Annotated in this window: 22 protein-coding genes; 14 read left to right on the forward strand and 8 right to left on the reverse strand. The window is 74.6% G+C overall.

Going from position 1 to position 20,293, the window contains the following annotated elements:
* The first annotated feature begins 8 nt into the window (after positions 1 to 8).
* The 3 genes from priA to hisF are packed head-to-tail and all read left to right on the forward strand — an operon-like array spanning position 9 to position 1,905.
* Positions 9 to 743: a bifunctional 1-(5-phosphoribosyl)-5-((5-phosphoribosylamino)methylideneamino)imidazole-4-carboxamide isomerase/phosphoribosylanthranilate isomerase PriA gene (priA, locus tag ACZ42X_RS22110; protein WP_355358373.1), complete on the forward strand. Its 735-nt coding sequence runs from the start codon at positions 9 to 11 to the stop codon at positions 741 to 743.
* A complete protein-coding gene (locus ACZ42X_RS22115; protein ID WP_468292674.1) occupies positions 740 to 1,153 on the forward strand; it encodes a RidA family protein in 414 nt (137 codons plus the stop codon). The genes priA and ACZ42X_RS22115 overlap by 4 nt, the downstream gene beginning before the upstream one ends.
* The gene (hisF, locus tag ACZ42X_RS22120) at positions 1,150 to 1,905 is read left to right on the forward strand and encodes an imidazole glycerol phosphate synthase subunit HisF (RefSeq protein ID WP_468292677.1); all 756 of its coding nucleotides are present in this window, start codon (positions 1,150 to 1,152) and stop codon (positions 1,903 to 1,905) included. The genes ACZ42X_RS22115 and hisF overlap by 4 nt, the downstream gene beginning before the upstream one ends.
* Positions 1,906 to 2,021: 116 nt before the next feature.
* Here the strand turns inward: hisF and ACZ42X_RS22125 are convergent, their stop codons facing one another.
* Positions 2,022 to 2,408, reverse strand: coding sequence for a VOC family protein (locus tag ACZ42X_RS22125; protein ID WP_468292679.1), 387 nt, complete (start codon positions 2,406 to 2,408; stop codon positions 2,022 to 2,024).
* Positions 2,409 to 2,523: 115 nt separating this feature from the next.
* Positions 2,524 to 3,159, reverse strand: coding sequence for a TIGR03085 family metal-binding protein (locus tag ACZ42X_RS22130; RefSeq protein WP_468292682.1), 636 nt, complete (start codon positions 3,157 to 3,159; stop codon positions 2,524 to 2,526).
* Positions 3,160 to 3,243: 84 nt separating this feature from the next.
* On the opposite strand from ACZ42X_RS22130, the gene hisI reads away from it, so the two are divergent.
* From hisI to lgt, 11 genes are all read left to right on the forward strand, one after another.
* Complete coding sequence (gene hisI, locus ACZ42X_RS22135; protein WP_355358359.1) at positions 3,244 to 3,594, forward strand: phosphoribosyl-AMP cyclohydrolase; 351 nt, start codon at positions 3,244 to 3,246, stop codon at positions 3,592 to 3,594.
* 11 nt (positions 3,595 to 3,605) lie between these two features.
* Positions 3,606 to 5,093 (forward strand): anthranilate synthase component I, encoded by a 1,488-nt coding sequence (locus ACZ42X_RS22140; RefSeq protein WP_468292686.1) that lies wholly within the window; start codon positions 3,606 to 3,608, stop codon positions 5,091 to 5,093.
* A gap of 14 nt (positions 5,094 to 5,107) precedes the next feature.
* Positions 5,108 to 5,767 (forward strand): TIGR02234 family membrane protein, encoded by a 660-nt coding sequence (locus ACZ42X_RS22145; RefSeq protein ID WP_468292689.1) that lies wholly within the window; start codon positions 5,108 to 5,110, stop codon positions 5,765 to 5,767.
* A 139-nt stretch (positions 5,768 to 5,906) separates the two neighbouring features.
* On the forward strand, positions 5,907 to 6,179 hold the full coding sequence (locus ACZ42X_RS22150; protein WP_361414629.1) for an HGxxPAAW family protein: 273 nt from the start codon (positions 5,907 to 5,909) through the stop codon (positions 6,177 to 6,179).
* Positions 6,180 to 6,275: 96 nt separating this feature from the next.
* Positions 6,276 to 6,836 carry a DUF2752 domain-containing protein gene (locus ACZ42X_RS22155; protein WP_468292694.1) on the forward strand — a complete coding sequence of 187 codons (561 nt, stop codon included), beginning with the start codon at positions 6,276 to 6,278 and terminating at the stop codon, positions 6,834 to 6,836.
* A 114-nt stretch (positions 6,837 to 6,950) separates the two neighbouring features.
* Positions 6,951 to 7,760, forward strand: coding sequence for an indole-3-glycerol phosphate synthase TrpC (trpC, locus tag ACZ42X_RS22160; protein ID WP_468292697.1), 810 nt, complete (start codon positions 6,951 to 6,953; stop codon positions 7,758 to 7,760).
* Between the two features lie 7 nt (positions 7,761 to 7,767).
* Entirely contained in the window at positions 7,768 to 8,178 is a 411-nt protein-coding gene (gene trpM / locus ACZ42X_RS22165) for a tryptophan biosynthesis modulator TrpM (protein WP_468292700.1), read from the forward strand.
* A gap of 170 nt (positions 8,179 to 8,348) precedes the next feature.
* The gene (gene trpB / locus ACZ42X_RS22170) at positions 8,349 to 9,659 is read left to right on the forward strand and encodes a tryptophan synthase subunit beta (protein WP_468292703.1); all 1,311 of its coding nucleotides are present in this window, start codon (positions 8,349 to 8,351) and stop codon (positions 9,657 to 9,659) included.
* Positions 9,656 to 10,480, forward strand: coding sequence for a tryptophan synthase subunit alpha (trpA, locus tag ACZ42X_RS22175; protein ID WP_468292706.1), 825 nt, complete (start codon positions 9,656 to 9,658; stop codon positions 10,478 to 10,480). The genes trpB and trpA overlap by 4 nt, the downstream gene beginning before the upstream one ends.
* A gap of 63 nt (positions 10,481 to 10,543) precedes the next feature.
* The gene (locus ACZ42X_RS22180) at positions 10,544 to 11,422 is read left to right on the forward strand and encodes a DsbA family protein (RefSeq protein WP_468292709.1); all 879 of its coding nucleotides are present in this window, start codon (positions 10,544 to 10,546) and stop codon (positions 11,420 to 11,422) included.
* Between the two features lie 76 nt (positions 11,423 to 11,498).
* Positions 11,499 to 12,476 (forward strand): prolipoprotein diacylglyceryl transferase, encoded by a 978-nt coding sequence (gene lgt, locus ACZ42X_RS22185; protein ID WP_468292712.1) that lies wholly within the window; start codon positions 11,499 to 11,501, stop codon positions 12,474 to 12,476.
* A 114-nt stretch (positions 12,477 to 12,590) separates the two neighbouring features.
* Here the strand turns inward: lgt and ACZ42X_RS22190 are convergent, their stop codons facing one another.
* The 6 genes from ACZ42X_RS22190 to ACZ42X_RS22215 all read right to left on the reverse strand — a co-directional run bounded on the left by ACZ42X_RS22190 (position 12,591) and on the right by ACZ42X_RS22215 (position 19,784).
* A complete protein-coding gene (locus tag ACZ42X_RS22190) occupies positions 12,591 to 13,409 on the reverse strand; it encodes an HpcH/HpaI aldolase/citrate lyase family protein (protein WP_468292714.1) in 819 nt (272 codons plus the stop codon).
* Positions 13,410 to 13,522: 113 nt separating this feature from the next.
* Positions 13,523 to 14,761 (reverse strand): CaiB/BaiF CoA transferase family protein, encoded by a 1,239-nt coding sequence (locus ACZ42X_RS22195; RefSeq protein ID WP_468292716.1) that lies wholly within the window; start codon positions 14,759 to 14,761, stop codon positions 13,523 to 13,525.
* Positions 14,758 to 15,642, reverse strand: coding sequence for a ribokinase (gene rbsK / locus ACZ42X_RS22200; protein WP_468292719.1), 885 nt, complete (start codon positions 15,640 to 15,642; stop codon positions 14,758 to 14,760). The genes ACZ42X_RS22195 and rbsK overlap by 4 nt, the downstream gene beginning before the upstream one ends.
* Entirely contained in the window at positions 15,639 to 17,273 is a 1,635-nt protein-coding gene (locus ACZ42X_RS22205; RefSeq protein ID WP_468292722.1) for an ADP-ribosylglycohydrolase family protein, read from the reverse strand. Before ACZ42X_RS22205 ends, rbsK begins: the two co-directional genes overlap by 4 nt.
* Positions 17,270 to 18,448, reverse strand: a complete 1,179-nt coding sequence (locus ACZ42X_RS22210) for an ADP-ribosylglycohydrolase family protein (protein WP_468292725.1) — start codon at positions 18,446 to 18,448, stop codon at positions 17,270 to 17,272. The genes ACZ42X_RS22205 and ACZ42X_RS22210 overlap by 4 nt, the downstream gene beginning before the upstream one ends.
* On the reverse strand, positions 18,372 to 19,784 hold the full coding sequence (locus ACZ42X_RS22215) for an ADP-ribosylglycohydrolase family protein (RefSeq protein ID WP_468293399.1): 1,413 nt from the start codon (positions 19,782 to 19,784) through the stop codon (positions 18,372 to 18,374). The genes ACZ42X_RS22210 and ACZ42X_RS22215 overlap by 77 nt, the downstream gene beginning before the upstream one ends.
* Between the last annotated feature and the right edge of the window lie 509 nt (positions 19,785 to 20,293).

Raw genomic sequence — 20,293 nt, forward strand, 5'->3', positions numbered from 1 at the left:
CCGCTGAGATGAGCAAGCTCGAACTCCTCCCCGCCGTCGACGTCCGGGACGGCCAGGCCGTACGGCTCGTCCATGGCGAGTCCGGCACGGAGACGTCGTACGGCTCTCCCCTGGAGGCGGCCCTGACCTGGCAGCGGGCGGGCGCCGAGTGGCTCCATCTCGTCGACCTCGACGCCGCCTTCGGCACCGGTGACAACCGGCAGCTGATCGCCGAGGTGGCCAAGGCCATGGACATCAAGGTGGAGCTCTCCGGCGGCATCCGCGACGACGCCTCGCTCGCCGCCGCGCTCGCCACCGGCTGCACCCGGGTCAACCTCGGCACCGCCGCCCTGGAGACCCCCGAATGGGTCGCCAAGGTCATCGCCGAGCACGGCGACAAGATCGCCGTCGGCCTGGACGTCCGCGGCACGACGCTGCGCGGCCGCGGCTGGACCCGCGACGGCGGCGACCTGTACGAGACGCTGGCCCGCCTCGACTCCGAGGGCTGCTCCCGCTACGTGGTCACCGACATCGCCAAGGACGGCACCCTCCAGGGCCCGAACCTGGAGCTCCTGCGCAACGTCTGCGCCGCCACCGACAAGCCGGTCGTCGCCTCCGGCGGCGTCTCCTCGCTCGACGACCTGCGCGCCATCGCCGCGCTCGTCCCCGAGGGCGTCGAGGGCGCGATCGTCGGCAAGGCCCTGTACGCCAAGGCGTTCACCCTGGAGGAGGCCCTCGCGGCCGTCGCGGCGGTGGCCGAATGACCGCTTCCGTACGCAAGGTCGTGACCGGCGCGCCCTGGGAGGAGCAGTTCGGCTACTCCCGCGCCGTGGAGCTGCCGAACGGCCTGGTCCTGGTCTCCGGCTGCACCTCCGTCGTCGACGGCGAGATCGCCGAGGGCGGCCCCTACGAGCAGGCGGTCAACTCCTTCAACGTGGCCTTCGGCGCGCTGGAGCAGCTCGGCCTGGGCGCGGCGGACGTGGTCCGCACCCGCATGTACATCACCCACGCGCGGGACGTGGACGAGGTCGGCCGGGCCCACAAGGAGCTGTTCGACGCCGTCCGGCCCGCCGCATCCATGATCATCGTCTCCGGTTTCGTCGACCCGCGGCTGGTCGTCGAGGTCGAGATCGAGGCGTACCGAGGAACAGAGCGAGGAGCGCAGTCCTCATGACCCTCGCGGTCCGAGTCATCCCCTGCCTGGACGTCGACAACGGCCGGGTCGTCAAGGGCGTCAACTTCCAGAACCTGCGCGACGCGGGCGACCCCGTCGAGATGGCCAAGCTGTACGACGCCGAGGGCGCCGACGAGCTGACCTTCCTCGACATCACCGCCTCGTCCGGCAACCGGGAGACCACCTACGACGTGGTGCGCCGCACCGCCGAGCAGGTCTTCATCCCGCTGACCGTCGGCGGCGGCGTGCGCAGCGCCGAGGACGTCGACAAGCTGCTGCGCGCCGGTGCCGACAAGGTCGGCGTCAACACCGCGGCGATCGCCCGCCCCGAGCTGATCCAGGAGATCGCCGAGCGCTTCGGCCGCCAAGTGCTGGTCCTGTCGGTCGACGCCCGCCGCACCCCCCAGGGCACCTTCGAGGTCACCACGCACGGCGGCCGCCGCGGCACCGGCATCGACGCCGTCGAGTGGGCCCACCGGGCCGCCGAGCTGGGCGCGGGCGAGATCCTGCTCAACTCGATGGACGCCGACGGCACCAAGGACGGCTACGACACCGAGATGATCGCGGCCGTGCGCAAGCACGTCACGGTCCCGGTGATCGCCTCCGGCGGCGCCGGCAAGCTCACCGACTTCCCGCCCGCCATCGACGCGGGCGCGGACGCGGTGCTGGCGGCCTCGGTCTTCCACTTCGGCGACCTGCGGATCTCCGAGGTCAAGGACACCCTGCGCGAGGCAGGCCACCCGGTCCGCTGACGCGGCACCCGCCGCGCGCTGCGCCAGGCCCGGCGGACGGGTGACGCGGCATCCGCATCCGCCGAGTACCAGCCCGGCGGCCGGGCCGGACCCGCGCGCCAGGCCCGGCGGACGGCTCAGGCCGCCCGCTGGGCCAGCTGTATGAGGTTGCCGACGGTGTCGTCCAGCACGGCCGTCAGCACCGGACCCTGCTCCGTGGGCGCCTGGGTGAACCGCACCCCTAGGCCGCTCAGCCGCTCGTGCTCCGCCCGCAGATCGTCCACCGAGAGCACCAGGCATGGCAGCCCGGCCTCGCGCAGCCCCTTCCGGTACTGCGCCGCCAGGGGGCTGTCCCCGGGCTCCAGCAGCAGCTCCACGTCCTGGCCGGGCGCGGCCACCGTGATGAACCGCGCCCCGCCCAGATCCAGGTCGGTTCTCGTCTCGAAGCCGAGCACGCCGGTGTAGAAGGCCTGCGCCTTCGCCTCGTCGTCGACGTACACGCTGGTCATCGCGATCCTGATCATCGTCCGCCTCCGGGGTCCGCCGGGATGAACCGCGTACGTCCGATGATGCCCGCCACCACTGACAGTGGCCGATCGCGCGCCGTCGCCGCAGGTCGGAGACGTCCGGCGCCAGCCGTCAGAGACCCAGCTGCTTGGCCCCGTGCAGCCGCTCCACGGCCTCCTTGTCGCCCTCGACCTCCACGCTCGCCGCGTCCTGGCGGCCGAACGCGAACATCGTCAGCTCGCCCGGCTCCCCGGTCACCGTGACCACCGGGGTGCCCCGGCGGCCCACCGCCGTCTGGCCGTTCGGGCGGCGCAGCACCAGACCCACCGGCACCTTGCGGCACAGCATCCGCGCCCCTTTCTCCAGGCGCGACCACAGCGCGTCCGCGAAGACCGGATCCAGCTCGCGCGGCGTCCAGTCCGGCTGGGCCCGCCGCACGTCCTCGGCGTGGACGTAGAACTCGACCGTGTTGGCCCCCTCGTCGACCTGTTTGAGCGCGTACGGGGACATCCTCGGTGGCCCCGTACGGATCAGCTGGATCAGTTCGTCGTACGGCTTCGAGGCGTACTCCGCCTGCACCTGCTCCAGGCGGGCGCGCAGCGGCCCGATCAGGATTCCCGCAGCGGCGTCCGGGCGGCGCTCGCGCACCACCACATGGGCCGCGAGGTCGCGGGTCTTCCACCCCTCGCACAGGGTCAGGGCATCCGGGCCTGCCGCTTCCAACAGGTCGGCGAGCAGAAGTCGTTCACGCTTGGCATGGGTCGACATGGGCGCCAGCGTACGGCGGCAAGGCCCGGTCCGCCCAGTGGACGTACCCCCGGGCCGCCCCCGGGACCACGGCACAATGGCGACATGACCAGCAACCTTGACCCGGCCATCGCCGCCCGTCTCAAGCGCAGCCCCGACGGGCTGGTCCCGGCCATCGCCCAGCAGTACGACACCGGCGAGGTGCTCATGCTCGGCTGGATGGACGACGAGGCCCTGCACCGCACCCTCACCACCGGCCGCTGCACCTACTGGTCCCGCAGCCGCCGGGAGTACTGGGTCAAGGGCGACACCTCCGGTCACGTCCAGCACGTCAAGTCCGTCGCCCTGGACTGCGACGCCGACACCGTCCTGGTCAAGGTCGACCAGGTGGGGGCCGCCTGCCACACCGGCGCCCGTACCTGTTTCGACGCCGACGTCCTCCCCCTCGCCGAATAGGGTCTGCCGCCATGGATCTCGAGACCTTCCGCAAGCTGGCGGCCGACCGCCGCGTCATCCCCGTCAGCCGCCGCCTGCTCGTGGACGGCGACACCCCGGTCGGGCTCTATCGCAAGCTCGCCGCCGAGCGCCCCGGGACCTTCCTGCTGGAGTCCGCCGAGAACGGCCGCTCCTGGTCCCGGTACTCCTTCATCGGCGTCCGCAGCGCCGCCACCCTCACCGCGCGCGACGGACAGGCCCACTGGCTCGGCACCCCGCCCGTCGGGGTCCCCGTCGACGGCGACCCGCTGGAGGCGCTGCGGGCCACCATCGAGACGCTCCACACCCCCAGGGACCTCGCCTCCGGCCTCCCGCCCTTCACCGGCGGCATGGTCGGCTACCTCGGCTACGACGTCGTGCGCCGCCTGGAGCGCATCGGCGAGCACGGCCGCGACGACCTGCGGCTGCCCGAGCTCACCATGCTGCTCACCTCGGACCTCGCCGTCCTCGACCACTGGGACGGCACCGTCCTGCTGATCGCCAACGCGATCAACCACAACGACCTCGACACCGGCGTCGACGAGGCGTACGCGGACGCCGTCGCCCGCCTCGACGCCATGGCCGCCGACCTGGCCAAGCCGCTGGCGACGGAGCCCGCCGCCCTGCCGCCCTCCGAGCTGCCGCCGTACACCGCCCTGTGGGGCGGAAAGGCCTACCAGGACGCCGTCGAGGACATCAAGGAGCGCATCCGCGCGGGCGAGGCCTTCCAGGTGGTGCCCTCGCAGCGGTTCGAGACGCCCTGCACGGCCGGCGCCCTGGACGTCTACCGGGTGCTGCGGGCCACCAACCCGTCCCCGTACATGTACCTCTTCCGGTTCGACGGCTTCGACGTCGTCGGGTCCAGTCCCGAAGCACTGGTCAAGGTCGAGGACGGCCGCGCGATGGTGCACCCCATCGCCGGAACCCGCCCGCGCGGGGCCACCCCGCAGGAGGACCAGGCGCTCGCCGAGGAGCTCATCGCCGACCCCAAGGAGCGCGCCGAGCACCTCATGCTCGTCGACCTCGGCCGCAACGACCTGGGCCGGGTGTGCGAGCCGGGCTCCGTCGAGGTCGTCGACTTCATGTCGATCGAGCGGTACTCGCACGTCATGCACATCGTCTCCACCGTCACCGGCCGCGTCGCCGAGGGCCGCACCGCCTTCGACGTGCTGACCGCCTGCTTCCCCGCCGGGACCCTGTCCGGCGCGCCCAAGCCGCGCGCCATGCAGATCATCGAGGAGCTGGAGCCCTCCCGGCGCGGACTGTACGGCGGCTGCGTCGGCTACCTGGACTTCGCCGGCGACTCCGACACCGCCATCGCCATCCGTACCGCCCTGCTGCGCGACGGCACGGCGTACGTCCAGGCCGGCGCCGGTGTCGTCGCCGACTCCGACCCGGTTGCCGAGGACACCGAATGCCGCAACAAGGCGGCCGCCGTGCTCCGCGCCGTGCACACCGCCAACCGGATGAACCACGCATGACGGCGTAAGGGATAGTGGAGTACGTGACTGCCGCATCCGTACCCCAGCCCCGTGCCACGCGCGCGGACGAGACGACGGCCGCCACCGGCGGCCGTCGCAGTCTCGCCGCCGCCCTGTTCCTCGGCGCCCTCGGAGCGGCCGTCGTCCTGCTCGCCTCCGGGCAGACCTGGGCGGAGGGCGAGGTCGCGGTGGGCGGCGGCACGGCCCCGCTCGACGCCTCCGGCGGCGACGTCACCGGCGTACCCACCGCCCTCGCCATCGTGGGTCTGGCGGCCCTGGTGGCCGTCTTCGCGGTCCGCAGGGCCGGCCGGCTCCTGGTCTCCCTGCTGCTCACGCTGACCGGCGCGGGAGCGGCGGCCGCCGCGTACCTGGGCGCCTCCGACAGCGCCGCGCTGGACGAGAAGGCGGCGCGCACCACCGGGGACACCGCCGCCCGCGTGGACGCTCTCACGCACACCCCCTGGCCGTACGTGACGGCGGCCGGCGGCCTGCTGCTCCTGCTGGCCGGACTGCTGGCCCTGCGCTACGGCCGTACCTGGCCCGCCATGTCCGGGCGGTACGAACGCGACGGCGCCCCCCGGGCGCGCGCGGCGCGGCGGCCGGTGGACCCGGAGCGCCCCGAGGAGCTGTGGAAGGCCCTGGACCGCGGCGAGGACCCCACGCGCGGCGCCTGACGCCCAGGGGACGACCCCGGGCGGCCGTCGGCGCGAGGGGTGACCCCGGATCACCCCGCACGCGCGCGTGCGGGACAATATCGGCGAGCGTCCGCACTCGGCGGGGCCGTAACAGAGCAACATCAACGAGGAGCAACTCATGGCGGGCAGCGACCACGGACACACCCCGGCCGCCTGGACCGGTGTCATCATCTCCTTCGCCGGCTTCTGCGTCGCCGGTGCCTTCATGGTGGCGGCCAACCCGGTGGGCTTCTGGGCGGGCATCGGCGTCGTCCTGCTCGGCGGTGTCGTCGGTGCTGCCATGAAGGCCGCCGGACTCGGCGCGAAGCCGTCCCCGGAGCTCGAGCGCGCCCGCGAGGAGGCCGCCCGCGCCGACCACACGCCCGAGACCGCTCACGCGGGCCGCTCCTGACCCGTTCGGGCGCACCGGCGACACGGGGCGCGGTCCGGCACGGCCGGGCTGCGCCTTTTCCGTATCGCCGGAGACAATCCCCGGGTGGAGGACGCCATGCCGAACAGCCCGAGCAGCCCCGCCCCGTACGGCGCGGACCCGTACGGCGGGGACCCGTACGGCGCGGGTCCGCACACACCGGTCCCGCCCGCCTCCGGCCCGCCGCACGCACCGGCCCCGCGCGGCTCGGGTCCGCCGCACGCACCGGCCCCGCCCCCGCCCCCGCTCGTACGGCGCCTCGCGGCGCCCGTGGGGACGCTGGCCGCGGTCGTCGCCGCCTTCGCGTACGTGGGCGCCGTCGACCCCAACGAACCCGGCCACTACCCGGTCTGCCCCCTGTTGCGGTTCACCGGCCTCTACTGCCCCGGCTGCGGCGGCCTGCGCAGCGCCCACGCCTTCGTCCACGGTGACCTGGCCGCCGCCCTCGGGGCCAACGCCGTCGCCGTCGCCGGATACGTCGCCTTCGCCGTCCTGATGGCCCTCTGGCTCGTACGGGCCGTGCGCGCGCAGCCCGTACGGATCGACATCGGACAGGTGTGGGTCTGGTCCTTCGGCGCCCTCCTGGTGCTGTTCGCCGTCGTCCGAAACCTGCCCTTCGGGTCCGCGCTCGCTCCGTGAACCCGCAGGCCAGCGCGGTGCGCACCACCGGGTGCGCACACTGTCGCCGTCGGCGGATACCATCGAGGTGACTGATCCGGCTCCAACATCACCCTCCGGAAGGGGGCCTCTCGCGTGAGTGTGCTCGACGAGATCATCGAGGGCGTACGCGCCGACCTCGCGGAGCGGCAGGCGCGGGTCTCCCTCGACGAGCTCAAGGAGCGGGCGGCGAAGGCGCCCCAGGCCAAGGACGGCGCGGCCGCGCTCCGCGGCGATGGCGTCCAGGTCATCTGCGAGGTGAAGCGCTCCAGCCCGTCCAAGGGAGCGCTCGCCGCGATCGCCGACCCGGCCGGGCTCGCCGCGGACTACGAAGCGGGCGGCGCCGCCGTCATCTCCGTCCTGACCGAAGAGCGCCGCTTCGGCGGCTCCCTCGCCGACCTGGAGGCCGTCCGCGCCCGGGTCGACATCCCGGTCCTCCGCAAGGACTTCATCGTCACCGCCTACCAGCTGTGGGAGGCACGGGCGTACGGCGCCGACCTCGCCCTGCTGATCGTGGCCGCCCTCGACCAGCCCGCCCTGGAGTCCCTCATCGAGCGGGCCGAGTCCATCGGCCTCACCCCGCTCGTCGAGGTCCACGACGAGGAGGAGGTCGAGCGCGCCGTCGCCGCCGGTGCACGCGTCATCGGCGTCAACGCGCGCAACCTGAAGACCCTCAAGGTCGACCGCGCCACCTTCGAGCGGGTCGGCCCCGAGATCCCGGACGGCATCGTCAAGATCGCCGAGTCCGGCATCCGCGGCCCGCACGACCTGATCGCCTACGCCAACGCGGGGGCCGACGCCGTCCTCGTCGGCGAGTCGCTCGTCACCGGCCGCGACCCCAAGGCCGCGGTGGCCGACCTGGTCGCCGCCGGCGCCCACCCCGCCCTGCGGCACGGACGGGGCTGACCCCGCCATGACCGCCGCCGCCCGCGCCCTCGCGCCGACCCCGCACCCCGCGCCCGCGCGCCCGGTGCCGTCGGCCGACGGGGCGTGCGCGCGGGCGGCCGGTCGCACGGCGCCCTCCACGGCTTCCCACACGGCCTCCGCCACCGCCGTCACCCGCGCGTGCGTGGGTGCGGGCGTGGGCGCCGGCTCCTCGACGGCGGGCCGCCCCCGCCGCCCGTACGCGCCCGGCCTCGCGACCGGCCCGTACGCCCTCCCCGACGCGTACGCCCGGCTCGCCCGCGGCTGCCGTCCGCGCGGCTGCCGGGCCCCGGCCCGGCGGGTGCACGGGCGCCGCGTCCGCTACGTCATCGGCGACGAGCCCGGCCAGGTCAACGGCATGCGATGGCGCGCGCGCACCGCGCGCCTCCACCACCGCTAGCCCGCCACCCCTCGCCGGAGCGAGCGTCCCCGTACGTGCGTACGGGCACGCCCCGCGACGTCTCCACGACGTCACACGCGACGGGTGAGGAGCGGTGGCACCGGCGCACACCGTGACCACCGTCCCGCACGTCATCCGGGGGCGCTCCCGCCCCCGTGAGGAGCAGTCGCATGCCCAGCGAGTTCTTCATTCCCGACCCCGAGGGTCACGTCCCGAGCACCGAGGGCTACTTCGGTGCCTACGGCGGCAAGTTCATCCCCGAGGCGCTCGTCGCCGCGGTCGACGAGGTCGCCGTCGAGTACGAGAAGGCCAAGGCCGACCCGGCCTTCGCGGCCGAGCTCGACGACCTCCTGATGAACTACACCGGCCGCCCCAGCGCCCTCACCGAGGTGCCCCGGTTCGCCCGGCACGCCGGCGGAGCCCGGGTCTTCCTCAAGCGCGAGGACCTCAATCACACCGGCTCGCACAAGATCAACAACGTGCTGGGCCAGGCCCTGCTCACCAAGCGCATGGGCAAGACGCGCGTCATCGCCGAGACCGGCGCCGGCCAGCACGGTGTCGCCACCGCCACCGCATGCGCCCTCTTCGGCCTCGAATGCACCATCTACATGGGCGAGATCGACACCCAGCGCCAGGCGCTGAACGTCGCCCGGATGCGCATGCTCGGCGCCGAGGTCATCCCCGTGAAGTCCGGCAGCCGCACCCTCAAGGACGCCATCAACGAGGCGTTCCGCGACTGGGTCGCCAACGTCGACCACACGCACTACCTCTTCGGCACGGTCGCGGGCCCGCACCCCTTCCCCGCCATGGTGCGCGACTTCCACCGCGTCATCGGCGTCGAGGCCCGCCGCCAGATCCTGGAGCGGGCGGGGCGGCTGCCCGACGCGGCCATCGCCTGCGTCGGCGGCGGCTCCAACGCCATCGGCCTGTTCCACGCGTTCATCCCGGACGCCTCCGTCCGGCTGGTGGGCTGCGAGCCGGCCGGACACGGCGTCGAGACCGGCGAGCACGCGGCCACCCTCACCGCGGGCGAGCCCGGCATCCTGCACGGATCCCGCTCCTACGTCCTCCAGGACGAGGAGGGTCAGATCACCGAGCCGTACTCCATCTCGGCCGGCCTGGACTACCCCGGCATCGGCCCGGAGCACGCGTACCTCAAGGACAGCGGGCGCGGCGAGTACCGCGCGGTGACCGACGACGCGGCGATGCAGGCCCTGCGCCTGCTGTCCCGTACGGAGGGCATCATCCCGGCCATCGAGTCCGCGCACGCCCTGGCCGGTGCCCTGGAGGTCGGGCGCGAACTCGGCGAGGAGGGCCTGATCATCGTCAACCTCTCCGGCCGCGGCGACAAGGACATGGATACCGCCGCTCGCTATTTCGGCCTGTACGACGCCGAGCCGCCCGCCGTGGTCGAGGCCGACGCCTCCGCCGAGAACGGCGCCGCCGAGATCCAGCGCGACACCCAGGGGGAGACCAAGTGAGCGGGAACATCCAGCTGCTGCAGGACACCCTGGAGCAGGCCAGGGCGGAGGAGCGCGCCGCCCTCATCGCCTACCTCCCGGCCGGCTTCCCCAGCGTCGACGGAGGCATCGAGGCCATCAAGGCCGTCCTCGACGGCGGCGCCGACGTCGTCGAGGTCGGCCTGCCGCACAGCGACCCGGTCCTCGACGGCCCGGTCATCCAGACCGCCGACGACATCGCGCTGCGCGGCGGCGTGAAGATCGCCGACGTGATGCGCACGGTCCGCGAGGCCCACGAGGCCACCGGCAAGCCGGTGCTCGTGATGACGTACTGGAACCCCATCGACCGGTACGGCGTCGAGCGCTTCACCGCCGAGCTGGCCGAGGCGGGCGGCGCCGGCTGCATCCTGCCCGACCTGCCGGTCCAGGAGTCCGCGCTGTGGCGCGAGCACGCCGAGAAGCAGAACCTCGCCACCGTCTTCGTCGTCGCGCCGAGCAGCAAGGACGAGCGGCTGGCCACCATCACGCGCGCGGGCAGCGGCTTCGTGTACGCCGCCTCGCTGATGGGCGTCACCGGCACCCGCGAGTCGGTCGGCGCCCAGGCCGCCGACCTGGTGCGGCGCACCCGCGCCACCACCGAACTGCCGGTCTGCGTCGGCCTCGGCGTCTCCAACGCCGAACAGGCCGCCGAGGTCGCCTCCTTCGCCGACGGCGTCATCGTCGGCTCCGCCTTCGTCAAGCGCATGCTCGACGCCGAGGACCACGCCGCGGGCATCGCGGCCGTACGGGAACTGGCGGGCGAACTCGCGCGAGGAGTGAAGCGCTCTCAGGGAGTGTCGTAGCTCGAACGGGTGGATCTGGACCGGGGAGGCGCGCCCGCGCCTCCCCGGTTCGTTGCTGTGGGCGTGAGCGAGAAGAACAGTGCAGGCAAGCGGAGCGCGCGAGAACGGCTCCAGATCGAACGCGAGCAGCAGAAGGCGCGGGAGCGGCGCAGGCGCACCCTGCTCGTCTCGGCGGCCGTCGTCGGCGTGCTCGGCCTGGCCGCGGTGGTCGGCGTCATCGCCGCCAACACCGGCGACAAGAGCGACGGCTCCGGCGACGGCCCGGTCGCCGCGCCCTCCGGGGCCACGGGCAAGGACGGGCTGGCGATCCCCGTCGGCGCCACGGACGCCCCGTCCACGCTCACGATCTGGGAGGACTTCCGCTGCCCGGCCTGCGCCCAGTTCGAGAACGCCGTCCGGGACACCGTCCACGAACTGACCGAGTCGGGCCAGGTCAAGGTCGAATACCACCTCGCCACGATCATCGACGGCAACATGGGCGGCAGCGGCTCGCTGAACGCGGCGAACGCCGCGGCCTGCGCCCAGGACGCCGGCAAGTTCGTGCCGTACCACGACGTGCTCTACCAGAACCAGCCCCCCGAGCCGGACGACGCCTTCGCCAAGGACGAGCGGCTCTTCGAGCTGGCGGCGAAGGTGCCGGGCCTCGACACGCCGGCCTTCCGCAGCTGTGTGGCGGAGGGCGAGCACGACGGCTGGGTCAACAAGTCCGCCCAGGCCTTCCGGGACGGCGACTTCCGGGGGACGCCCACCGTGCTGCTCAACGGAGAATCGATCTTCCCGACCAAGGGCAAGGAGCAGATCTCCGTGGAGAACCTGAAGAAGTGGGTCGACGAGGCCAACAAGGGCAAGAAGCGGGGTACGGCCTTCCCGACGGCGCCCGCCTCGCCCCCCGCCCCGGGCTCTCCGGCCGGCCAGGGCTCCCCGTCACCCGGGCGGGGTTGAGCACCCCTCTTGTTATGCACTCTTTGCCGGGCGGGTTCCCGTGTCTCCCGCCCGGCACGGTAGCGTCGGTCCTGCCATGGACCTTGCCTACATTCCGAGCCCGTCGACCGGTGTGATCCACCTCGGACCGCTCCCGCTGCGCGGCTACGCCTTCTGCATCATCATCGGTGTCTTCGTCGCCGTCTGGTACGGCAACAGGCGCTGGCTCGCCCGGGGCGGCCGGGCCGGCACCGTGGCCGACATCGCCGTCTGGGCGGTGCCCTTCGGCCTCGTCGGCGGCCGGCTCTACCACGTCATCACCGACTACCAGCTGTACTTCAGCGAGGGTGAGGACTGGGTCGACGCCTTCAAGATCTGGGAGGGCGGCCTCGGCATCTGGGGCGCGATCGCCCTCGGCGCGCTCGGCGCCTGGATCGGCTGCCGCCGCCGCGGCATCCCGCTGCCGGCGTACGCGGATGCCATCGCGCCCGGCATCGCCTTCGCGCAGGCCATCGGGCGGTGGGGCAACTGGTTCAACCAGGAGCTGTACGGCAAGCCGACCGACCTGCCGTGGGCGCTGGAGATCAGCGAGGGCGTGAACCGCGAGGCGGGGCTCTACCACCCGACGTTCCTGTACGAGTCGCTGTGGTGCGTCGGCGTGGCGCTCCTGGTGATCTGGGCGGACCGCCGCTTCACGCTCGGCCACGGGCGCGCCTTCGCGCTGTACGTCGCGGCGTACTGCGCCGGGCGGGGCTGGATCGAGTACATGCGCGTCGACGAGGCGCACCACATCCTGGGCCTCCGGCTCAACGTGTGGACCGCGATCCTGGTCTTCCTGGCGGCGGTCGCGTACATCGTGATCTCGGCGCGGGTACGGCCGGGACGCGAGGAGGTCGTGGAGCCGGACGCGCCCGCGGCGAAGGCGGCGGCGGGCAAGGACGCCGTCGTCGGCACCGAGCCCGCGGACTCCGCGCCTACGGATTCCGTACCCGCGGACGCCGAGCGCGACGCCGGAGGGGACGCGGAGGCGGACGGCGAGACGGACGCGCAGGCGAAGTCCGCCGGACCGCGCTGACGCGCGCAGCAGCCCTGAGGCGGCCGTCGGGACCGAGAGGTTCCGGCGGCCGCCTCGTGCGTACGCGGGTGAGGCCAGCTCTCGTCAGGCCAGGCCAAGCCAGGTCAGGTCCGGTCAGGTCCGGCGGGCGAGGGCGAGTGTGCGGCGGGCCTCGGCGACGATCGCCGCGTCGACGAAGCGGCCGTCGGGCAGGGCGAGCGCGCCCGCACCGGCGGCGCCCGCCGCGACGACCTCCTCCGCCGCCGCGACCTCCTCGGGGGTGGGGAGGTAGGCCCGCTCGATGACCGGGAGCTGGCGGGGGTGGATCGCGGCGCGGCCCAGGAAGCCCAGGGCGCGGCCGTGGGCGCAGGATGCGGCCAGGCCGTCGAGGTCGCGGATGTCGGGGTGGACCGACTGGGCGGGCGGCGGCAGGCCGGCGGCGCGGGCGGCGACCACGACGCGACTGCGCGACCAGTCGAGGCCGCGGTCGTCGCGTACGCCCAGGTCGGCGCGGAGGTCGGCCTCGCCGATGGTGAGGGAGCGGACGGCGGGGTGGGCGGTGGCGATGGCGTGCGCACGCTCGATGGCCAGGGCGGATTCCAGCAGCGGGTGGAGTGGGACGCCGGGGGCGAGGGCCGCGATCCGCTGGATGTCAGTGCCGTGTGTCACCTTGGGAACACGCAGAGCGGCGAGGCCGGGGAGGGGGGCCAGCGATGCGATGGCTGTGTTGTCGTGCGCGGTGTCGTGAGGACCGGGGAGGCGGACGTGGACCGGTACGGGGTGGGGCGAGGAGAGCAGTTCGACGGTGGCGTCGAGGGCGTACGCCCTGCGGTCGGGTGCCACCGCGTCCTCCAGGTCGACCACCACCACGTCGGCGCCGGAGCGCAGCGCCTTGGCGACCACGTCGGGGCGGTCCCCGGGCGCGTAGAGGAAGGTGAGGGGGAGGGGAGTCATGGAGGGGAGGGAAGTCATGGAGGCCACCGGGGTGTTGGAGGGCACCGTGGTCCTGGAGGTCACCGCGGCTCTGGAGGCCACCTGGGCCGCGGCGGTCACCGGGGTTCTGGGGGTCATACGGCGCCCTCGGCGCGCAGGGCGGTGATCTCGTCCGCGGACAGGCCGAGTTCGGCGAGGACGGTGTCGGTGTCCGCGCCGTGCGGGCGGCCGGACCAGCGGATGGAGCCGGGAGTCTCGGAGAGGCGGAAGAGGATGTTCTGCATACGGATCGGGCCGAGCTCGGGGTCGGGGACTTCGGTGATGGTCCCCAGCGCCCGGTACTGGGGGTCCTCCATGACGTCGCGGATGTCGTAGACCGGGGCGATCGCCGCCTCGGCCTTCTCGAACGCGGACATGGCCTCCTCGCGGGTGTGCCGGGCGATCCAGCCGCCGACCGCCTCGTCCAGCTCGTCGGCGTGGTCCGCGCGGGTGGTGCCTTCGGCGAACCACGGCTCGTCGATGAGGTCGGGGCGGCCGACCAGGCGCATCACGCGTTCGGCGACGGACTGGGCGGAGGTGGAGACGGCCACCCAGGAGCCGTCCGCGGTGCGGTAGGTGTTGCGGGGGGCGTTGTTGCGGGAGCGGTTTCCGGTGCGGGGCTGGACGTAGCCGAGCTGGTCGTACCAGAGCGGTTGCGGGCCGAGGACCGTGAGGATCGGTTCGATGATCGCCATGTCGACGACCTGGCCGCGGCCGGTGGCGGTGCGGGCGTGCAGGGCGGTCATCACGGCGTAGGCCGTGGCCAGGGCGGCGATGGAGTCGGCGAGGCCGAAGGGAGGGAGCGTGGGCGGGCCGTCGGGCTCGCCGGTGATGGCGGCGAAGCCGCTCATCGCCTCGGCGAGGGTGCCGAAGCCGGGGCGGTGCGCATAGGGGCCGGTCTGGCCGAAGCCCGTGACGCGGGCCAGGACCAGGCGGTCGTTGGCGGCGGAGAGCTCGGGCCAGCCGAGGCCCCAGCGCTCCAGGGTGCCCGGGCGGAAGTTCTCGACGACCACGTCGGCGGTGGCGGCGAGACGCAGCAGGGTGGCGCGGCCGCCGGGGGTGGACAGGTCGAGGGTGAGGGTGCGCTTGTTGCGGCCGAGCAGCTTCCACCACAGGCCGACGCCGTCCTTGGCGGGACCGTGGCCACGGGACGGGTCGGGCTTGCGGGGGTGCTCGATCTTGATGACGTCGGCGCCGAAGTCGCCGAGCATGGTCGCCGCGAGCGGGCCGGCGAAGAGGGTGGCGAGGTCGAGGACGCGGAGTCCTCGGAGGGGAGGGGTGCTGGTCGCCGCGGCGGCGGTCGGGGCTGTGCTGGTCGTCGGTGTGCTGGTCATAGGGCGTCGATCTCCGAGCGGTACGGCATCGAGGAGGAGGCGCCGGGGCGCTGGACCGAGAGCGCGGCGGCGGCCGACGCCCAGGCCAGGGCGTCGGGTACGGGACGTCCCTCGCCGAGCGCCACGGCGAGGGCGCCGGTGAAGGTGTCGCCCGCGGCGGTGGTGTCCACGGCCCGCACGCGCGGGGCGGGGACGGTGACGGGGCTCGCGCCGCGCGCCGCGTAGAGGCTGCCGGACGAGCCCAGGGTGACGACCACCTCGGGGACGTACCGCAGCAGCTGCTCGGCGGCGGCGTGCGGGTCGGCGACCCCGGTGAGGGCTGCGGCCTCGTGCTCGTTGGGCACCAGGAGGTCGGTGGCCGCGAGGAGTTCGGGCGGCAGCGGCTGCGCGGGTGCGGGGGTGAGGACGGTCCGGACGCCGTGGCGGCGGGCGGCCTCCGCGCCGGCGATGACGGCGGAGAGGGGGAGTTCGAGTTGGAGCAGCAGGGAGTCGGCGGTGGCGATGAGCGGTTCGTCGCCGGGGGAGAGGGAGGTGACGGTGCCGTTCGCACCGGGGATGACGATGATCGCGTTGTCACCGTCGTCGTCGACGACGATGTGGGCGGTCCCCGAGGGGCCTTCGACGGTACGGAGGCGTTCGGTGGCCACACCGGCGCCGTCGAGCTCGGCGCGCAGGCGGGTGCCGAAGTCGTCGGAGCCGACGGCGCCGATCATCGACACCCGGGCGCCGGCGCGGGCGGCGGCGACGGCCTGGTTGGCGCCCTTGCCGCCGGGGACCGTACGGAACTCGCGCCCGGTGACGGTCTCGCCGAGCTTGGGCGCCCGGTGCACATAGGCGACCAGGTCCATGTTGGTGCTGCCGAGTACCGCGATGTGGGTCATGGGCGGTGTGCCTCCTGGTGGGCGAGGTCGTGCGTGAGTGCGGCCAGTGTGTCGAAGCCGATGCCGTCGAAGGGGCGTACGGACGTGGCGAGCCGGTTCTTGAGGGGGGCGGTCCAGCGGTCCGGGATCCGGTCGGGGTGCCCGGCGAGGAGGCCGGCGACGGAGCCGGCGGTGGCGCCGTTGGAGTCGGTGTCCCAGCCGCCGGAGACGGCGCGGCAGATGGAGAGGGTGAAGTCGCCGTCGGCGTGGGTGAGGGCGGCGGAGAGGAGGGCGGCGTTCGGGACGGCGTGCACCCAGTGGTAGGCGCCGTAGGCGGTGTGGAGGCGGTCGGTGACGGTGTCGAAGTCGGCGTGGGCGCGGGCTGTGGCGATGCCGAAGCGCACCGCCCGGGCGAGGCGGGAGTCCGGCGGGACGACGGTGAGCCCGGCGGCGAGTGCCCGGTGGACGTCGGCGGTGCCGGAGGCGGCGGTGGCGATGACGGCGGCGGCGAACATCGCCCCGTACACGCCGTTCGCGGTGTGCGTGAGGACCGCGTCCCGATGGGCCTGTTCGGCCGCGGCGGCCGGGTCGCCGGGGTGGGTCCAGCCGTGGACGTCGGCGCGGATCTGGGCGCCGATCCACTCGCGGAACGGGTTGCGGTGGGTGGCGGTCAGCGGGGGTTCGAGCCCGGAGAGGAGGTTGCGGTAGGCGACGCGCTCCGCGGTGAAGGTGCGGCCGGCGGGCAGTTCGTCGAGCCAGAGGCGGGCGACGTCCGCGGTGGTGAAGCCGTGGCCGTACCGCTGGAGGAGCAGGAGGGTGAGCAGCGGGTAGTTGAGGTCGTCGTCCTCGGGCATGCCGTCGATGTTCTCGGCGAGGGAGGTGGTGGCGGAACGGCGGTTCCAGGGGTGGGCCGCGGCGAGTGCCGGGGGCAGGCCCTTGGCGGTGAACCAGGAGGTCAGCGGCCAGTTCCCGGTGGCGCGGGCGAGGGCGCGGAGGGCGGCGAGGGACAGCTTCTCGACGGGCTTGCCGAGCAGGCACCCGGCGGCGCGGCCGAGCCAGGCGGCGTGCAGCCGCTCACCCAGGCCGGGTGCCACGGTGCAGGCGGCGGGTGGGCCCGCGGCGCGGGCGGGGTGCGCTGTCGCGGGGTGCGCGCCGGTCCGCTGGGCGTCCGCCGGTCCGGATCCCCGCGCCTCGCCGGAGGCCCGCGGCGGGGCGTCTGCGGCGCAGGCTCGGGCCCGGCCCGGCCGGCGTCCGGCGGCCGCGTATCGGGTGCCGCCGGTCGGGGTTGCTTCGGCGGGGGCGTGGGCGGGGGCGCATGCCGAGGTCCTGGTCGGCGTGGTGGCGGAGGCGGTGAGCGGTTCGGGGGACGGCCAGGCCGGGCAGGCCCGGATGATACGGGGGAGGGAGGTGGGCTCGGCCGCGGCCAACGGGCTTGGCACGGCGGCCAGTTCGTCCAGGAGGCGCTCCGCGAGGGCGCGCAGGTGCGGGGGCGCGGGTGAGGGGGAGGCACCGGCCGCCGCGGGGGCGCGGGTGCCGCCGGCGGCGAGCCAGCGGGCCTCGACGGCCGAGGCGTCGCGCCCGTCCTCGGCGGCCTGCCGCAGCTCGTGGCCGATCAGGTCCTCCGGCTGGACCCAGGTGAGGCGCACGCTCACGGGGTCACCCCGGGCCGGGGGGAGAGGGCGATGAACGCCGTCTCGTGGGCGCGGCGGCGGACCGTGTCCCGCATGAAGATCTCGCGGGCCACCTCGGCCAGCACCGCCGCCGGGGCGTGCAGGTCGAGGCGGCTGGCCTCGGCGACCTGCTTCACCCAGAACGCCGGGATCGCCGCCTCGCCGTGCAGCGCGCCCACGATCGCGCCCGCCATGGTGGCGATCGAGTCGCAGTCGCGGCCGTAGTTGACGGCGCCCAGCACCGTACGGCGGTAGTCGCCCTCACCGACCAGCAGCATGCCGAGGGCGATGGGCAGTTCTTCGATGGAGTGCAGCCGGGAGGGCCGGCGCGCGGCCAGGGAGGGGGAGCGGTAGTCCGGGCCGACCGTGTCGAAGGGGGCGACCGCCTCGCGGAGGGGGCGCAGGGCGGACTCGAAGTCGGTGTGGAGCGCGGCCACCTCGCACACAGCTTCGATCGCCGCCCGGGTGCCGTCCTTGGCGAGGGAGAGCGCCGCGTCCACCACGGTCGTCGGAGTCGCGGTCGGCCGGCAGGCCTCGGCGACCGCCGCCGCGAAGACGCCCGCCGCCTCACGGCCGTAGGACGACTGGTGGGCGCCGGCGATGTCGAGGGCCTCGGCGTACGCGGCCTCCGGGTTGGCGGCGTTGACCAGCCCGACGGGCGCCATGTACATCGCGGCACCGCAGTTGACGATGTTTCCGGTGCCCGCCTCGCGCGGGTCGACATGGCCGTAGTGGAGCCGGGTGACCAGCCACTTCTCGGCGAGGAAGATCCGCTGAAGGGGCAGCGCCTCGGCTTCCAGCTCCGGAATCCAGCGTGGGGTGGAGATCAGGTCGGGGACGAGGTGGTCGGCGATGGCGTACGCGTCGAGGTGGTCGCGGACCGTGTCGTACACCCGGATCAGCGCGTGGGTCATCAGGGTGTCGTCGGTGACGTGCCCGTCGCCCTTGTGGTACGGGGCGAGGGGCCGGGCGGTGCGCCAGGCGTCGCCGTGCCAGGGGCCGACGATGCCGGTGACGCGGCCGAAGTGGCGCTCCGCGATCTGCTCGGGGCTGTACCCCTCGACCGGGCCGCCGAGGGCGTCACCGACGGCGGCTCCGACGAGGCTGCCGGTGATCCGGTCCTCGAGGGTCGAGGGCGTGGGGGTGATGGTCGTCATGTCGGAATTGTCCACCCGGTGCGGCGAGTTCCGTGTGTGCCAGCCGCCCGGCGAGTTCCACCAGGTCCGTGCCCGCCAGGCGGGGGAGTGCGCAGCCCGCGAGCGTCCGGCACGCCTCCCGCCAGGTGGCCGGCACCCCGTCGCCGCCGCTGAACGCGCCGGTCAGCGCGCCCGCGAGAGCCGGTGCGGAGTCGGCGACCCGCGACAGGCAGGCCGCCGCCGGTACCGCCTCGGTGACCCTGCCGCCGGCGGCGATGGCGAGCGCCAGGGCGACCGGGACCGTCTCGGCGGCGGCGATGCCGTAGCTGTAGACGTGGTCGACGATCTGGTGCTCCAGGAGCGGTACCAGCTCGAAGGCGGTGTCGGCGGCACGGGCGAGCCGGGTGGCGTGCTGGGCGTTGCGGCCGATCTCGGTGGCGTACGGCAGCTGGTCGAGCGCGGCGTCGACCGCCTCGCCGACCGGCGCGCCGCCGAGCGCCGCGGCGACGGCGGCGGCCATGGCGCGGGCGCCGTGGACCCCGTCGCCGTCCTGCGTGTAGCGCGCGTCGAACTCCGCGAGCTCGGCCGCGGCGCGCGGGTCGCCCGGGTGCGCGACGGCGAGGACGGCCGCCCGTACGCAGGCGGCGTCGTCGAAGTAGTGCGGGTTGTCGTGGCCCGTGGCGGGCGGGCGCAGGCCCGTGGCGAGATTGCCCAGCCCGGCGCGTACCGAGATGCGGGCGCGCAGGGGCAGCACGGCCGACTCCACCTCGGGGGCGCGGTCGGCGGCGGCGGCGATCTCGGCGGCGAGGGAGTTCCAGGCGAGGTCGACCGCGGCGCACAGGCGGCGGCTGCGAGGGAGGCCGCGGAGCAGCTCGCCGTCGGCGGCGAGGAGCGTCTCGGCGGTGAAGACCGCCCACTCGGCGTCGTCGGAGGGGCCGAGGCGGAGGGGCTCGGGCGGCTGGTTGAGGGCGATGGGGACGGGGAGGGTGGTGGTGGCGTTCTGCTCGGCGAAGGTGTCCAGCTCACGGGTGAGGCGGCGGGTCCACTCGGGCATCCGGGCGGCGCGGTGGCGCGCGGCGGGCCACCCGGCGGCGTCGCCCGCGGCGAGGCCGAGGAGCAGTCCCTCGATGCGGCTCGCCGCGCGGGGGCGGTGGGTCGGGCGCCGTGTGGTGCGTTCCCCCCGGGGGTCCGCCGCACCTTCCCCGGCGCGCGAGGCGGTGGCCGGCCCGCGTCCGGCCTCGGGGCCCGTCGGCTCGGGGGTGGCCACCGTGAGGTCCCCCGGCGGCAGCAGGCCCCTCTCGCCGGCACCGACGAGACCACCCGGCGCGGGTCCCGGTGCCTGCGGCGGCGCGGACAGGGAGGCGTAGCCCGCCTGGGCGCGGGACGCAGGGGACTGGGCCGGCGGGGAGTCGGCCGCCGGGGGCTGGACCGGTGAGGCCTGCACCGCCAGGGACTGGGCCGCCGGCGCCCCGGCCACCGGGGGCTGGGCCGTAGGGGCCTCGGCAGTCAGGGGCTGGACCGCAGGGGGCTGCACCGCCAGGGACTGGGCCGCCGGCGCCCCGGCCACCGGGGCCTGGACCGTAGGGGTCTCGGCAGCCGGGGCCTGGACCGCCGGGGGTTGGATCGAAGGGGACCCGGTCGCCGGAGGCTGGACCGGTGACGCCTGGACCGCCAGGGACTGAGCCGCCGGCGCCCCGGCCACCAGGGGCTGGACCGGCGATGGCTGGACCGGTGACGGCTGGACCGGCGGGTCGCTGCTCGTCGGAGCGCTCCCGGGCGGGTGTCCGAGCCCGGCGCCCGGCGGGTGCCCGAGTACGGCCCCCGGCGGGTGCCGGAGCGCGGCGCCCGGCGGGTGCACGAGCGCGG

It is taken from the genome of Streptomyces sp. NPDC030862, from assembly GCF_055571835.1.

Bases quoted from the DNA above. Each gene is read 5' to 3' on its own strand.
- ACZ42X_RS22195 (WP_468292716.1), bottom strand. From the start codon at position 14,761: ATGACCAGCACACCGACGACCAGCACAGCCCCGACCGCCGCCGCGGCG.
- trpB (WP_468292703.1), top strand. From the start codon at position 8,349: ATGCCCAGCGAGTTCTTCATTCCCGACCCCGAGGGTCACGTCCCGAGC.
- ACZ42X_RS22155 (WP_468292694.1), top strand. From the start codon at position 6,276: ATGCCGAACAGCCCGAGCAGCCCCGCCCCGTACGGCGCGGACCCGTAC.
- ACZ42X_RS22140 (WP_468292686.1), top strand. From the start codon at position 3,606: ATGGATCTCGAGACCTTCCGCAAGCTGGCGGCCGACCGCCGCGTCATC.
- trpM (WP_468292700.1), top strand. From the start codon at position 7,768: ATGACCGCCGCCGCCCGCGCCCTCGCGCCGACCCCGCACCCCGCGCCC.
- lgt (WP_468292712.1), top strand. From the start codon at position 11,499: ATGGACCTTGCCTACATTCCGAGCCCGTCGACCGGTGTGATCCACCTC.
- ACZ42X_RS22115 (WP_468292674.1), top strand. From the start codon at position 740: ATGACCGCTTCCGTACGCAAGGTCGTGACCGGCGCGCCCTGGGAGGAG.
- ACZ42X_RS22190 (WP_468292714.1), bottom strand. From the start codon at position 13,409: ATGACTCCCCTCCCCCTCACCTTCCTCTACGCGCCCGGGGACCGCCCC.
- ACZ42X_RS22125 (WP_468292679.1), bottom strand. From the start codon at position 2,408: ATGATCAGGATCGCGATGACCAGCGTGTACGTCGACGACGAGGCGAAG.
- priA (WP_355358373.1), top strand. From the start codon at position 9: ATGAGCAAGCTCGAACTCCTCCCCGCCGTCGACGTCCGGGACGGCCAG.
- ACZ42X_RS22130 (WP_468292682.1), bottom strand. From the start codon at position 3,159: ATGTCGACCCATGCCAAGCGTGAACGACTTCTGCTCGCCGACCTGTTG.
- hisF (WP_468292677.1), top strand. From the start codon at position 1,150: ATGACCCTCGCGGTCCGAGTCATCCCCTGCCTGGACGTCGACAACGGC.
- hisI (WP_355358359.1), top strand. From the start codon at position 3,244: ATGACCAGCAACCTTGACCCGGCCATCGCCGCCCGTCTCAAGCGCAGC.
- ACZ42X_RS22210 (WP_468292725.1), bottom strand. From the start codon at position 18,448: ATGACGACCATCACCCCCACGCCCTCGACCCTCGAGGACCGGATCACC.
- ACZ42X_RS22150 (WP_361414629.1), top strand. From the start codon at position 5,907: ATGGCGGGCAGCGACCACGGACACACCCCGGCCGCCTGGACCGGTGTC.
- rbsK (WP_468292719.1), bottom strand. From the start codon at position 15,642: ATGACCCACATCGCGGTACTCGGCAGCACCAACATGGACCTGGTCGCC.